The sequence below is a fragment of the Microcoleus sp. B5-D4 genome, from assembly GCF_036705145.1.
Taxonomy (GTDB): Bacteria; Cyanobacteriota; Cyanobacteriia; order Cyanobacteriales; family Microcoleaceae; genus Microcoleus.
In genome coordinates this window covers 1-13,298 of record NZ_JAUBTV010000113.1, presented here as the reverse complement: position 1 = coordinate 13,298, position 13,298 = coordinate 1, and the positions used below count along the sequence as shown (strand labels likewise).

Here is a 13,298-nt window from a genome sequence, read left to right as displayed (position 1 = left end):
AATGACTGCTGACTAATGACTGCTGACTAATGACTGCTGACTAATGACTGCTGACTAATGACTGCTGACTAATGACTGCTGACTAATGACTAATAACTAATGACTAATAACTAATAACTAATGAAAATTCACTGGTATCCCGGTCACATTGCGAAAGCTGAACGGGCATTAAAAGAACAGCTAAAGCGGGTAGATGTGGTGCTCGAAGTCCGAGATGCCCGCATTCCATTGGCTACTTATCACCCCCAAATGCCGAGTTGGGTGGGCGGCAAGCCGCGAGTATTGGTCGTCAACCGCATGGATATGATTACGCCTCGATCGCGCGAGGCGTGGGAAACATGGTTTGAGTCCCAGGGGGAAACTGCATATTTTACTAATGCCGAGCACGGTCACGGAGTACATGATGTGGCGGATGCGGTGCAGAATGCTGGGGTGCAGCTAAATCAAAGAAGGTTCGATCGAGGTATGCTGCCCCGTCCAGTCCGGGCAGTGGTAATGGGATTTCCCAATGTGGGAAAATCGGCTTTAATTAATCGGTTGTTAGGGAAGAGAGTGGTAGACAGTGCCCGCAGAGCAGGAGTAACTCGATCGCTCCGATGGATTCGTATTTCCGACGAAATTGAATTATTAGACGCGCCTGGAGTGATCCCAACCCGAATTAACAATCAAGAAAATGCCATAAAACTAGCTATTTGCGAAGATATTGGCGAAGCAGCTTACGACAATCAGGTAGTAGCAGCAGCGATGGTAGATTTGCTCCTAGGGATTGAGGCTGCTGATGACACGTTGATATCACTATCTGGTTTCAAATCCAGGTATAAATTAGATCCAGCCTCTAGTAATGGTGAAGATTATTTGCACGAGGTAGCAAAAGACAGGTATAAAGGAGATGTCGAACGAACGGCGCGGCAGATGTTAAACGATTTTAGAACTGGTGTTTTAGGTCAACTTACTTTGGAGTTGCCGCCGGCTCGATCGGACTCATAACCTACAACTAATCAGAAATGGTATTAAATAGGGATTTGCTGACGGTGATAATTTGAACTTCGTCTCCTATATGTAATATTTTTTCTGCTGGTTGAGGTGCGAGCCGCGTGTTAACTATCAGCCGACTAAAGTGATTTAAATGCCCTTTTTTTACCAAGTCAGGCATAATTTCCTTCTGCTTGGCTGTTAGTATATTTTTAAAATTTAGATCGCTTGCTTGCGCCCCATAATTTTGCGTAGATAGGATACAGGGATGACCGGGATTAATAGCTTCAAATATTACAGTCCCTATTTTAAACCTCACAATTTCATCGGCTTGTGGTAAAAGTTGGTCTTCCCAAAAAGCCGGGACATCTCCTATTTCAATATTAGCTCGCAAGCGATGGCGCATCTCGTTAACGCAAACTCTCGGAAACCAAGATGCAACTTCGGCAATTGTTTCGGTACTGATAATGCTTGGCCCTGGTGCAGCGGTATTGTCGGGAAAACCTGTCACCAAGTTTTCAATTAATTTGACAGGGAAACCGAAGTAGTTGCTCAACCAACATTCTATTGCCAAGCGTTCTCTATCTACATGAAAAAATATTTCTTGTTCGGTGCCTTGAATTTTCAGGCCGGCAATTCTCTTTTTGATGTCAAAGGATAAGCGTAGAAAACTGACTCCGCTGTTGTGCTTAGTGTTAACCAATTCTCCGGCTGCATCGCAAATTGCAAAAGAGCGATCGCCTTCTAGAGCTCCGCTGGCTAGAATAGTTGCTTGACTGACTGCTATGCCGTCAAGAGACTTGACCGGATAGATATGAATGCTGGCGACGTAGGACATTTCGAGCCATTGATAAATAATAGTCGTTTTAGATACATTCTAGCATCCCCTGCAGGTAGAAGGATGACGGCAGTTGACTTTACTAAATAAAATATGAATGAAAGAAAAATGGGTCACTTTTTTGAAGTTTACATTGTGCCGGAGCAGCTTGCAAAGAAAAATCCAAGAAGTCTGGCTGAGCTTGTGGTATATCTTAGGGTATAAATAGAAAAAATTGAACCGAGTTACAAACAATGAATGAAAGCGGAAGTAGAAGCATGATTTCGCGACGGAATTTAATGCTGAGGGCTGGTGCAGGGATGCTGGCGGCAAGCTTGGCACCTGCCTTTTTACAAGCCGAAGCAGCAAAGGCAGAGGCAATCTCTGGCATTACTCCCGACGGTGCTCTCAAGAAATTGATGGCGGGGAATCAACGCTACATTCAGCAAAAACGGACATTTCCCGACCAAACTCGATCGCGAGTTGTAGAAGTAGCAAAGGGTCAACATCCGTTTGCAACCATCCTGGCTTGTTCTGATTCGCGGGTTGCTCCCGAAATTATTTTCGACCAAGGATTAGGGGATTTATTTGATATCCGAGTAGCTGGAAATTTTCTCGACGATGTGGTTCTCGGGAATATGGAATATGCGACCTTAGAATTAGGCGTGCCACTATTAGTAATTCTGGGTCACGAACGCTGCGGTGCTGTCAAAGCAGCTTTAGATGGCAAAGCTGTGCCGGGTCACATTAGCACTTTGGTGGCGGCGATTAAACCCGCAGTTGATTCGACCAAAGGTCAAAAAGGCGATGCCTGGGATAACGCCGTCAGAGCTAACGTGAAAATGAATGTAAATAAGTTAAAATTAGCGTCGCCTATTTTAGCTAAAGCAGTGAAAGCGGGCAAGCTTAAAGTTGTTGGGGGCCGCTACGATTTGGATAGCGGCAAAGTAGAGATAATTGCTTGATTTTATTTCTTACATCTTATATCTTGCACAACTGTCAATAAAAAACTTGAGCGCGGGGTGGGGGCGGGTTTTTGAGTCTTTGGGTATCCTTTAAAGCTATTGGTGAACCCGCCCCTACAGGTTTTTGACGGAGGGTGCAAGATGTCAGTTACATTAAACCCATTTCTTGTAGTCCCCGGCGCAGGCGTTCTGCTTCAAAGGGGCGGCGCTGTTCGTGAAGGGCGATCGCTCTTTTGAATTCTGCTAAACTTTCTGGCATTTTGCCGATTTTCAGCAAGGCTACTGCCAAGTTTTGATGAGCTTCGGCGTGTTCGGGATCGATTTTTATCGCTTGTCGGTAATAGGCGATCGCATCTGCTAAATTTCCGGCTGCCTTCAGCGTCAGTCCTAAATTATAGTGACCTACTGCAAAATTGGGGTCAATTTTTAATGCTGCTTTGTAAGCTTTTTCGGCAGATTGCAAATCTCCTTCATATTTGAGCAAATTGCCCAAATTATTGTAAGCGCCCAACTTGAGCGGCGGGAACACACTTGTATTAATTGCCGCTTGATAGTGTTCTTTTGCTTTGGCAAACTGCTGCTGCTGGCGATAAGCAATTCCCAAATGATAGTTGAGTTCGTAAACAATAGAATCATCAATTGCCGCAGCCGTCAAGCCTTTGGTTAATAAATTAATTCCCCGCCCGATTTGCCCGCTTTCTACATACAGCGCACCTAATTTGCTACAAGCATAGGCATCGTTTGGATAATAAGCGATATAGCGTTCCATTGCTGCTTGAGCTTTTTGGAATTTACTTTTTGCGGCGATCGCATCTTTTTGATAACCAGAGTGCCAAATCGCCACATCGGGGAGAGAAGCTATTGTCCATTTTGGCTCCCTCTGCAAAATCTCAGCCACGCTGTCGTCTACCATTGCGTGATAAGGGCGAGAAAAGCGGATGTCGGGGCGATTGCGAAACAAGCGCGACACTAGGGAATAGGGAGATTGAGAGGCACCGATTTCTTGACGGATGAGATTGATTAGCAGCAGCCGATCGCTCGCAATTGCCTGTTTAATTTGAGGTACAATCTCCGGTACTAAAACCTCATCGGCATCTAATACCAAAATCCAGTCGCCCTGGGCGTGCTTCAGACACTCGTTGCGCGCCACTGCGAAGTCGTCGCACCATTCAAAGTCATAAACCCTCGCCCCGGATTCTCTGGCAATTTCACGGGTGCGATCGCCCGATCCCGTATCCACCACCACAATTTCGTCAACAACACCCTTAACGCTGTCCAAAGTCCGCGACAGTGTTGCCTCTTCATTCTTCACAATCATGCACAGAGTCAGATTCATCGGGCGCAAGCTTTCCTCATTTCACAGAAATATTGTAATTTTTTTAACCACCAAAACACAAAAAGTCCCAGAAAAGATTCTCCTATTTCCCTTTTGGTTTGAGCATAAGTACCTTTCTTCCCTAGAAAAAGTGGGTTAACTCTTTTGAGATATTAAAAAGCGTCAAACTCGGAGGATTCATGAGAAATTCTACCACTTTCGGTTCCTCCCTACGGTAGAGGTGAGGGCCCGATAGCGGTTGTTATTCTAAGAACATAAGACAAGGCACGAGAAAAGTTTAAGTATTCAGGAGAAAGAGAAATGGGAATTATTGCTTGGATCGTTTTAGGACTGATTGCCGGTGCGATCGCCAAAGCCATTTATCCGGGAACTCAAGGCGGCGGTTTTCTGGCAACAACAGGTTTAGGAATTTTGGGCGCGCTAGTGGGAGGTTATCTAGGTCAAGTCTTATTGGGGACGAGCGGGGGAGCATCCTTCGGAGTAATTAGCCTACCCAGCATAGCTTTTGCAGTCGTCGGTGCGATCGTTCTACTTTTCATCTGGGGATTGTTAACTCAGCGTGCTGCATAACAAATATTGCCAATTCGGAGTCGATCGACTTTTAGGGTATTCATAAACCCGGTTTCTTGAAGAAACCGGGTTTATCATTTGTTTGTAGGCCCAGGCAGCTTACTCATTGCAAATCCGCGTTAAAAACCGCCATCAGACTCGGCAGTTGAAACCGCTGCATAGAGTCAAGCTTCGTCCGAACAGAGGGGGACTGAAGAATAAACGGGTAAAAAGCCCGGACTTGGTATCAATTAATCAATCCGCAAATTGAAAGGCAAGCGAACATAAACCCCCTGCGGGTCGTTCATCGACTTGATCACAGCTAATTCATCTTGCATTTTCTTAAATTCGGCCGTTAGCGGGTCGAGTTTGGCGGCTGGTTTCAAAACGTGAACGCCGGAAATTTTTTCCAAAATTCGCTCCTCCAAACTGCGGCGTTTTGGATATTCTTCTAACTTCCAATCGTCGCCGAGTTTAGCTTGCTTCGCAGCCTCTCTGACAGCATCTTCAAGACCGCCAATTTCATCGACTAAACCCAACTGTTTCGCCGCCGTACCAGACCACACCCTGCCTTGAGCAATTTCTTGTACCTTGTTTTTCGGCAGTTTGCGGGAGGTGGCGACTTTAGTAATAAATCGATCGTAAATGCGATCGACTACCCTCTGAATATTCGCCAATTCTTGAGGATTTTTCGGACGGGAAACCGTGTTAGTATCCGCAAAGCGGGCGGTTTTCACAACGTCCCAAGTCAGGCCGTTGTTAGCAGCCACCTTTTCGGCGTTAAACAGCATTCCAAAAACGCCGATCGAACCGGTAATCGTATTGGGTTCGGCAAAAATGCGGTTGGAACCCATCGAAATCCAATAGCCGCCGGATGCTGCTAAATTGCCCATTGAAACAATAACTGGTTTCTTTTTCCCCGTCAGCATCACTTCGCGTGCAATTACTTCGGCCGCCGTCGCGCTGCCTCCGGGACTGTTGACGCGCAAAACTACGGCTTTTACGTCGTCATCTTCTCGGATTTTCCGCATTGCTTGAGCGATGCGATCGCCTCCTACTTGAGTCGGGCCCCCTTCGCCGTCTACAATCTCTCCTTCAGCGTAAAGTATAGCAATTTGGTTTTTCTGGTTAGCATGAGTTGAGTTTTTATTCTCAGCAATTCTCGCGTAGTTTTTCAAACTAATTTGCTTGAAAGATTTGTTTTCGCGATCGGTTCCGGTGAGTTTTTTTAGTTCGGTCGATATTTCGTCAAAGTATACAACTTTATCAACTAACTTGTTTTTGAGAGCTTCGTCAGCCATCAAAGTTCCGCCATTATCTGCAAGCGCTTGCAGTTGCGGAACAGTCACTTTGCGGCTCGGAGCGACAGTTTGCAGGTATTCTCCCCACATATCTCCGAGCAACTTTTGAGTTTGCTGGCGATTTTCGGGACTCATTTTTGTGAGCAAAAACGGCTCAACGGCTGACTTGTATTTGCCGACGCGAGTCACTTGCACTCCGACGCCGTATTTTTCCAAAGCACCGGTGAAAAACATTGCCTGACTGCTAAAACCGTTGATTTCCAAAGCGCCGTAAGGATTGACTGCAATTGTATTAGCAACGGAACCGAGGTAATAATCTCGCTCGTTCCAGTCCATCTGGTAAGCAAAAATGGGTTTTTTGGCATCTCGGAAACGCTGCAATGCCGATCGAACTTCTTTGAGATTGGCAAACCCGCTGCTGCTCGAATCCGAGCTGCCTTCAAGATAAAGGCCAACGATTTTCGGGTCTTTTTTCGCATATTCGATCGTGTCTAAAACAGTCCGCAGCGTCACTGTATCGCCGGAATCTTCCGAAAGCACTTCTTCAATCGCCGCGCTAGTGCTACGGCTCGGTTTGCTGTCGGTGATATTTAAAGAAAGGTCTAATACCAATACCGACTTATCTTTAACTTGCGGGCCTGAATCTTTAGACGACGATGCCGCCAGAGCAATTAGTAGTACCAGTCCCCCCAATCCGATGCTGCCCAGCAGCAGCAGTCCTAGGAAGGTTCCCAGTAAACTTGCACAGGTATATTTTAGGAAATCTTTCATTAGATAATTGGTTATTGGTTATTGGTAATTGGGCATCGTTAACTGTTGACTGTTGACTGTTGACTGTTGACTGTTGACTGTTGACTGTTGACAGTTAACTGTTAACGATGCTGTTCGGCATTTAAAAGACGATAGTATGGTGCGTCAGTACAGAAGTGGTTCCCTTGTAAGCGTAAGTGTTCTAACTGACGCACCCTACAAGCCTCTGTTAACTGTTAACTGTTGACTAATGCCAACTAACAACTGCCAACTGCCAACTGCCAACTAAGAACTGCCAACGGCCAACTGACTCACTTTTATCTTAACCTTTCCAAAACCCCAGAATGTTTTAACTCATCCAAATTACCGCAGCCCGTACAGAACATCACGGTAGCGATTTCTGCAATTAAAACCTCAGCTAGAACCCCTGCTGCTGATTCCGATTCCGCTGCAGCTTGTAGAAACGGCCGCGCCAGTCCCGCAATATCCGCGCCAAGGGCGAGAGCCTTGGCTGCATCCAACCCGTTTTGCAAGCCTCCAGAGGCAATTAGGGGAACATCCGGCGCTACGGCGCGGGTGCTGACAATGCACTCGGCTGTCGGTATTCCCCAGTCGGCAAAGGTTGCGCCTAACCTGCGCTGCTTGCTATCTTTGGCTCGCTCTCCTTCTATTTTCGCCCAAGAAGTGCCTCCGGCTCCGGCAATGTCGATCGCACCTACCCCGGCGGCGAGCAATTTCTTTGCCATTTTTCCTGAAATACCGTTGCCGACTTCTTTAGCAATAACTGGTACTGGTAATTGATCGCACAATTTGGCAATTTTATCGAGCAGTCCTTTAAAGTTAGTATCGCCTTCGGTTTGGACGCACTCTTGCAGCGGATTGAGGTGCAAAATTAGGGCATCTGCTTCTAAAAGATCAACAATTTTTTGGCACTCTTCCAAACCGTAATTGTAGTTTAATTGAACGGCTCCGATATTGGCGAACAGTAGAATATCGGGAGCGCGGCGACGGACGGCAAATGTAGGAGCTAGTTCAGGATTTTCTACAATAATTCGCTGGGAACCAACTCCCATTGCCAGTTTGTATTCTTGAGCGACATCGGCGAGGCGATAATTGATTGTCTGGGCTAATTCTGTGCCGCCGGTCATCGAGGAAATTAGCAGGGGAACGGCTAGTTTTTTGCCGAGAAATGTGGAGGTTAAATCGATTTCGGTGCGATCGAGTTCTGGTAAACAGCAGTGTTCAAAACGGTAGCGTTCGAGGCCGCTGGTAGTTTCGCGAAATTGTACGTCTTCTTCGAGGCAAATCCGCAGGTGGTCTGCTTTGCGGGTTTCGGTTTGCGAGGGGGAGGTTAGCGGCAAGTTCACAGTGGCTATTTGGGGAAAGAGTTGTGATTTGGGAATATAGCAATTTTATTTCATTTTTGATATTTTTTTTATGAACCGCAGAGAGCGCAGAGGGCGCAGAGGAGAAGAAAGGAGAGAGGTTCGCAAATGTTGTAAGGGTTGCTGTATTATCCAGGAACAGTCAGCGGCATTCCGTTATCTGAAGGTTTCAATTTTAGTAAAAAAGGAACTGCTTTTTGCACCCATGCTTTGACAGATGGGTAATTGGCCGCATCTTCGCCAAAACAAATGTCCAGCATATCTGTGTGAATTATCCCCGGATTCAAAGGAACTGCTGCCATACCTGCGGGCAATTCTTGAGCGAGCGATCGCGTAAGTCCTTCTATTGCCCACTTGGAAGCGCAATAGGGCGCGACTTCCGGCGAAGTTGACCTTCCCCAACCAGAACTAAAGTTGACAATTATGCCACTTTTTCGAGCAATCATTGCCGGGACAAAGTGGCGAATTACATTAGCCGTACCTTTAATGTTAACATCAATTACCTGCGAAAATTCTTCGTGGCTGACATTCCAAAGAGGCGCGAGATGATTAGCTACGCCTGCATTATTAATTAACAAATCTGGCGGCTCATTTTTTGCCAGCATTTCTGTTGCCCAAGCTTTTACTCGATCGTCGTTGGTGACATCCACACAAGTAAAATGGTGGGGCGCACTATATTTTTGGTTGAGTTTTTCCACCGCTTCGGAAGAACGGGCGCATCCCAAAACTCTATGTCCCAATTCCATAAACTTTTCGGTCATGGCAAGACCAAGACCGCGACTGACTCCGGTAATTACAATTAATTTTGTCATAGATTTGTTGCTATTTTCGTCTTAAGTAATACAATACATATTGACGGGTCAATTGACAAATCGATAGCAGGGAGAAAGCATGAAAGTAAAAGCAGCAGTTGCTCGCAGTGCCGGCAAACCTTTGAGCATTGAAACGGTCGATCTAGATGGGCCGAGGGCTGGAGAGGTACTGGTGGAAATTAAAGCGACGGGTGTTTGTCACACTGACGCTTACACTCTTTCCGGGGCCGATCCTGAAGGTTTGTTTCCGGCAATTTTAGGCCACGAGGGAGCCGGGATTGTCGCAGAAGTTGGGGCGGGAGTAACGAGTGTCAAAAAGGGCGATCTGGTAATTCCTCTATACATTCCCGAATGTCGCAACTGCGAATATTGTTTGAGCCGAAAAACTAACCTCTGTCAAGCAATTCGCGTAACTCAAGGCCAGGGAGTGATGCCCGACGGCACGAGCCGGTTTTCCATAGATGGGCAGAAACTATACCATTACATGGGAACTTCTACCTTTGCTAATTATACAGTATTGCCGGAAATTGCAGTAGCAAAAATTCGCGAAGATGCTCCTTTTGATAAAGTTTGTTTGATCGGCTGCGGCGTAACAACTGGCATCGGCGCTGTCATCAATACTGCGAAAGTAGAGCCTGGTTCTAATGTGGTAGTTTTCGGTTTGGGCGGGGTGGGTTTGAATGTAATTCAAGCGGCTCGCATGGTGGGAGCTAACATGATTGTCGGCGTAGACTTGAATCCCGATAAGCGAGAGATGGCGGAAAAATTCGGCATGACTCACTTTGTCAATCCCCGCGAAGTGGAAGGCGATTTAGTGCCTTATTTAGTAGATTTAACCAAAGGCGGAGCAGATTACAGTTTTGAATGTATCGGCAACATTAATGTGATGCGCCAAGCTTTAGAATGCTGCCACAAAGGTTGGGGCGTGAGCGTAATTGTCGGGGTAGCGGGAGCCGGTCAAGAAATTAGTACCCGCCCGTTTCAGCTAGTAACTGGTAGGGTTTGGAAAGGGACGGCTTTTGGTGGCGCAAAAGGCAGAACTGATGTTCCTAAGATTGTTGATTGGTACATGGACGGTAAAATTGATATTGACAGTCTGGTAACTCAGGTAATGCCGATAGACAAAATCAACGAAGCCTTTGATTTAATGCACAAAGGCGAAGTAATTCGCACAGTTTTGACATTTTGAACAAAAATCTTTCTCTCTTCCCTCTTCCTCTGCGCCCTCTGCGCCCTCTGCGGTTAAAAAAAAATTAATTCAAAAATGAAAGAGAATTAACATGATATCAGACTCCCTAAAACTGCACAAAGAACAGAAAAGTTTCGGTGGCAAACTCGGCTTTTACAGCCATCAATCCTCCGCTTGCAACAGCGAGATGAAATTCGCAGTTTATCAGCCGCCGCAAGCTTTATCTCAACCCGTACCAGTTTTGTATTTTCTATCAGGTTTAACCTGCACAGAAGAGAACTTTATGGCAAAAGCGGGGGCGCAGCAATTTGCGGCAAAATATGGGTTAATGCTGGTTACACCCGACACTAGCCCGCGCAATACTGGTATTCCTGGGGAAGATGAGGATTGGGATTTAGGAAGTGGTGCGGGTTTTTATGTTGATGCGACAGCCGCACCTTGGAATGCTCACTATCGAATGTACAGTTATGTCGTTGATGAATTGCCGAATTTAATCGCCGAAAATTTTCCAGCGATACCCGAAAAACAGGGAATTTTCGGTCATTCGATGGGCGGACACGGGGCTTTAATTTGCGCTTTGAAAAATGGATCTCGCTATCTTTCAGTTTCCGCTTTTGCGCCTATTTCCGCGCCAATGAGCTGCCCTTGGGGACAAAAAATATTCGGGCACTACCTCGGTGGCGACAAAGAACTCTGGAAGGCTTGGGATGCTAGCGAATTGGTGCTTGAGGCGCAATACAACCGTCCGATTCTGATTGACTGCGGCACGGCTGATTCGTATCTGGTTGACGGGCAGTTGTTGCCGGAAGTGTTCGCAGAAGCTTGTGCAAAAGCGGGACAGCCGCTAACTTTAAGGATGCAGGAAGGTTACGATCACAGCTATTATTTTGTGGCGAGTTTTATTGAGGATCACATTCGCCATCATGCGGCTGCTTTGTGTGAGTGAACTTTAGTTTGTAGTAAGGAATTTAGTCCTTAAACCTAATTTCATTGTGCAGCGCACTCCAGGGGACTAAAAGCATATCAGCTATTTGCGATTGTCCTCTAGCCCTGTAGATATCCATAGCTTTCTCAAAATCTTCAATTCCCCCCTGTAAATCTCCTGTTCCACTTCGAGCAGTAGCACGAATCATGTAAGCTTCTACAAAGTCAGGATTGAGATTTATTGCTTCAGTAAAAGCTGCAACTGCTTCCTCGTACAGCCCCCTGCGACCGAGGTCGAATCCTTGTTCGTAAAATTCTCGAGCTTCCATAGCATTTCTTAATTATCGATGTAGTTAATTCTGGAGCGTCGATATAGAAGTTTTTAAGCCGATGAAATAGAGCAGACGGGTAAGGACACGGCAGTCCAGTTGATGGTTTGTAGTGAGGAATTTAGTCCTTAAAAGAAGGACTGAACTCCTCACTACAAACGGTTAATTAAGATCAATCGGAAATACCCAGTCTTTATAATTGCTGTCGCGATTTTCGATAATCCCGGTTAGTTTGTCCAAAATCTTTTCGGTGATGGGTCGGTTTGTGGGCAAGTGATAGTTTTCTACTCGCTTAATTGGCGTAATTTTGGCTGCGGTTCCGCAGAGGAAAATTTCGTCTGCAATCAACAGTTCTGATCTATCAACGGGTCTTTCTATGACTTCAATTCCTAAGTCTCTGGCGATTGTGATTACGCTGTCTCTGGTAATTCCTTCGAGAATATCTTGCTCGAAACCGGGAGTAACTAATTTACCGTTTCTGGCGATAAATATGTTCATTCCTGAAGCTTCGCTGACTTTTCCCTGAGTGTTCATCATAATAGCTTCGTCGAAGCCGGATTCTACTGCTTCGGTTTTGGCTAAAGCTGAGGTGATGTAGGCGCCGCTAATTTTACCTCTTAAGGGCAAGCTGCGGTCTTCTTGGCGGTACCAAGAGCTAATTCTACAGTTGACTCCTTCTTTGGGCAAATAGTCGGAAAGTTCTAATCCGTAGACAAAAAAGTCGGTTTCTACGTTGTGCAGTCGGGGGGCAATTCCTAAACTGGATGTGTAGATAAAAGGGCGGATATAAAATGATTTTGTTGGTTGGTTTTTCTGGACAAAATCAATAATTATTTGTTGAATTTTGCTGGCTGGTAAATCGCAGTGGAGGAAGCTGGCACTTTGACTTAATCTTTGACAGTGGCGGTCTAATCTAAATAGCAAGATTCGATCGGCATTTTGGGGGTCGGGAATTCCCCGCAACCCGCCTAAAACTCCGGTTCCGTAGTGCAGTGCGTGGGTTGCTATGGAAATTTTGGCGTCGGTAAATGGGAGAAATTGGTTTTGAAAGTAGGCAATTGGTAGAAAACTATCCATGATTCAAGCTGGCGATGAGTAATGAGTCCGCGAGGAATGGTGAATTTGGTTATATTACCATAAGTTATAGCATTTGAGATTTGAGATTGAGAATGACTGATTTCATAAGGGTTTGAAGCTTGCCTACAGTTGGATTGTTTTTTAAGACTGGTATTATTCTTTTGTTGTGATATCAATTTATAAAATAATATCGAGAGCGGTCAGTTTGGTTGATAATTGTTTTGGCAAAAAGTGCGATCGTCTTCTGCAAGCTTCGCTAACGACTACAAACAAAAATCAACCAAGGGGCAACAATGGCACGTAAATGTTTCATCATTGAAATGGGGATGGGTATTGACCAGCACGGGCAGGAACCGACTGTAGCCTGTGCAAGGGCTGTACGGAATGCGATCGCCCATAATGCTCTCCTAGGCGTCTGGGAAGTGGCGGGTTTGACTGACCCGAATCAGATGATTGTTGAGGTGAAGGTGGCTGTTCCTTACCCGGAACAAGTGCGGGAACAGGAGGTGTTGGCGGTGCTGCCTTTTGGCAGCAAAACTCTGATTGTGGAGCAAGGAGGCATGATTGTCCCAGGAAGGGCGATCGCCTCTCTGAATGATAAAAATGATGAAATGCTAATCGCTGTGGCGGCTGTGACTGTTTTTGTGGACACTGAAGACTAATTAATTTTGTGTTGTTTGAATAAATCGCCCGATCGCACTTGCTTGTTTCCGCGATCGGGCGATCGAACGCCTGTCTGTTAAAAAATGATTAATTTAGACTAAGTTGTAGGGTGCCCCGGAGATATGGCATGAAATATCGTAGAAAATCTGAGGCACGCTATAACTTAGGAATGAGAATTAAATAACTTCCACTCTTGAAAGTGGGATGGGCGTCCCGCCCGTCCAAAAAG

At 45.9% G+C, this 13,298-nt stretch carries 13 protein-coding genes; 6 read left to right on the top strand and 7 right to left on the bottom strand.

Annotated features, from left to right (window positions below; translation table 11 throughout):
• Positions 1-120 precede the first annotated feature (120 nt).
• Entirely contained in the window at positions 121-987 is an 867-nt protein-coding gene (gene ylqF / locus QUB10_RS30950) for a ribosome biogenesis GTPase YlqF (RefSeq protein WP_333206986.1), read from the top strand.
• A 7-nt stretch (positions 988-994) separates the two neighbouring features.
• Here the strand turns inward: ylqF and QUB10_RS30945 are convergent, their stop codons facing one another.
• Positions 995-1,810, bottom strand: coding sequence for an MOSC N-terminal beta barrel domain-containing protein (locus QUB10_RS30945; protein ID WP_333206985.1), 816 nt, complete (start codon positions 1,808-1,810; stop codon positions 995-997).
• 233 nt (positions 1,811-2,043) lie between these two features.
• Here QUB10_RS30945 and QUB10_RS30940 point away from each other — a divergent pair, with 233 nt between their 5' ends.
• Positions 2,044-2,754 carry a carbonic anhydrase gene (locus QUB10_RS30940; RefSeq protein ID WP_333206984.1) on the top strand — a complete coding sequence of 237 codons (711 nt, stop codon included), beginning with the start codon at positions 2,044-2,046 and terminating at the stop codon, positions 2,752-2,754.
• 148 nt (positions 2,755-2,902) lie between these two features.
• Here QUB10_RS30940 and QUB10_RS30935 read toward each other — a convergent pair whose 3' ends face one another.
• Positions 2,903-4,090, bottom strand: a complete 1,188-nt coding sequence (locus tag QUB10_RS30935; protein WP_333206983.1) for a tetratricopeptide repeat protein — start codon at positions 4,088-4,090, stop codon at positions 2,903-2,905.
• Positions 4,091-4,390: 300 nt separating this feature from the next.
• Between QUB10_RS30935 and QUB10_RS30930 the strand changes: the two genes are divergently transcribed.
• Complete coding sequence (locus tag QUB10_RS30930; protein ID WP_333144671.1) at positions 4,391-4,660, top strand: GlsB/YeaQ/YmgE family stress response membrane protein; 270 nt, start codon at positions 4,391-4,393, stop codon at positions 4,658-4,660.
• Between the two features lie 230 nt (positions 4,661-4,890).
• Here the strand turns inward: QUB10_RS30930 and sppA are convergent, their stop codons facing one another.
• The 3 genes from sppA to QUB10_RS30915 all read right to left on the bottom strand — a co-directional run bounded on the left by sppA (position 4,891) and on the right by QUB10_RS30915 (position 8,887).
• Positions 4,891-6,711, bottom strand: coding sequence for a signal peptide peptidase SppA (sppA, locus tag QUB10_RS30925; protein WP_333151861.1), 1,821 nt, complete (start codon positions 6,709-6,711; stop codon positions 4,891-4,893).
• A 296-nt stretch (positions 6,712-7,007) separates the two neighbouring features.
• Positions 7,008-8,057, bottom strand: coding sequence for a type 2 isopentenyl-diphosphate Delta-isomerase (gene fni / locus QUB10_RS30920; RefSeq protein ID WP_333151859.1), 1,050 nt, complete (start codon positions 8,055-8,057; stop codon positions 7,008-7,010).
• A gap of 146 nt (positions 8,058-8,203) precedes the next feature.
• On the bottom strand, positions 8,204-8,887 hold the full coding sequence (locus tag QUB10_RS30915) for an SDR family NAD(P)-dependent oxidoreductase (protein WP_333151857.1): 684 nt from the start codon (positions 8,885-8,887) through the stop codon (positions 8,204-8,206).
• A gap of 79 nt (positions 8,888-8,966) precedes the next feature.
• Here QUB10_RS30915 and QUB10_RS30910 point away from each other — a divergent pair, with 79 nt between their 5' ends.
• On the top strand, positions 8,967-10,076 hold the full coding sequence (locus tag QUB10_RS30910) for an S-(hydroxymethyl)glutathione dehydrogenase/class III alcohol dehydrogenase (protein WP_333206982.1): 1,110 nt from the start codon (positions 8,967-8,969) through the stop codon (positions 10,074-10,076).
• A gap of 91 nt (positions 10,077-10,167) precedes the next feature.
• Positions 10,168-11,022, top strand: coding sequence for an S-formylglutathione hydrolase (gene fghA, locus QUB10_RS30905; RefSeq protein ID WP_333206981.1), 855 nt, complete (start codon positions 10,168-10,170; stop codon positions 11,020-11,022).
• Between the two features lie 22 nt (positions 11,023-11,044).
• Here the strand turns inward: fghA and QUB10_RS30900 are convergent, their stop codons facing one another.
• Positions 11,045-11,329, bottom strand: coding sequence for a tetratricopeptide repeat protein (locus QUB10_RS30900; RefSeq protein WP_333151851.1), 285 nt, complete (start codon positions 11,327-11,329; stop codon positions 11,045-11,047).
• Between the two features lie 162 nt (positions 11,330-11,491).
• Complete coding sequence (locus QUB10_RS30895) at positions 11,492-12,406, bottom strand: branched-chain amino acid transaminase (RefSeq protein ID WP_333206980.1); 915 nt, start codon at positions 12,404-12,406, stop codon at positions 11,492-11,494.
• 293 nt (positions 12,407-12,699) lie between these two features.
• On the opposite strand from QUB10_RS30895, the gene QUB10_RS30890 reads away from it, so the two are divergent.
• Positions 12,700-13,068 carry a Lin0512 family protein gene (locus QUB10_RS30890; RefSeq protein ID WP_190736353.1) on the top strand — a complete coding sequence of 123 codons (369 nt, stop codon included), beginning with the start codon at positions 12,700-12,702 and terminating at the stop codon, positions 13,066-13,068.
• The last annotated feature ends 230 nt before the right edge of the window (positions 13,069-13,298 follow it).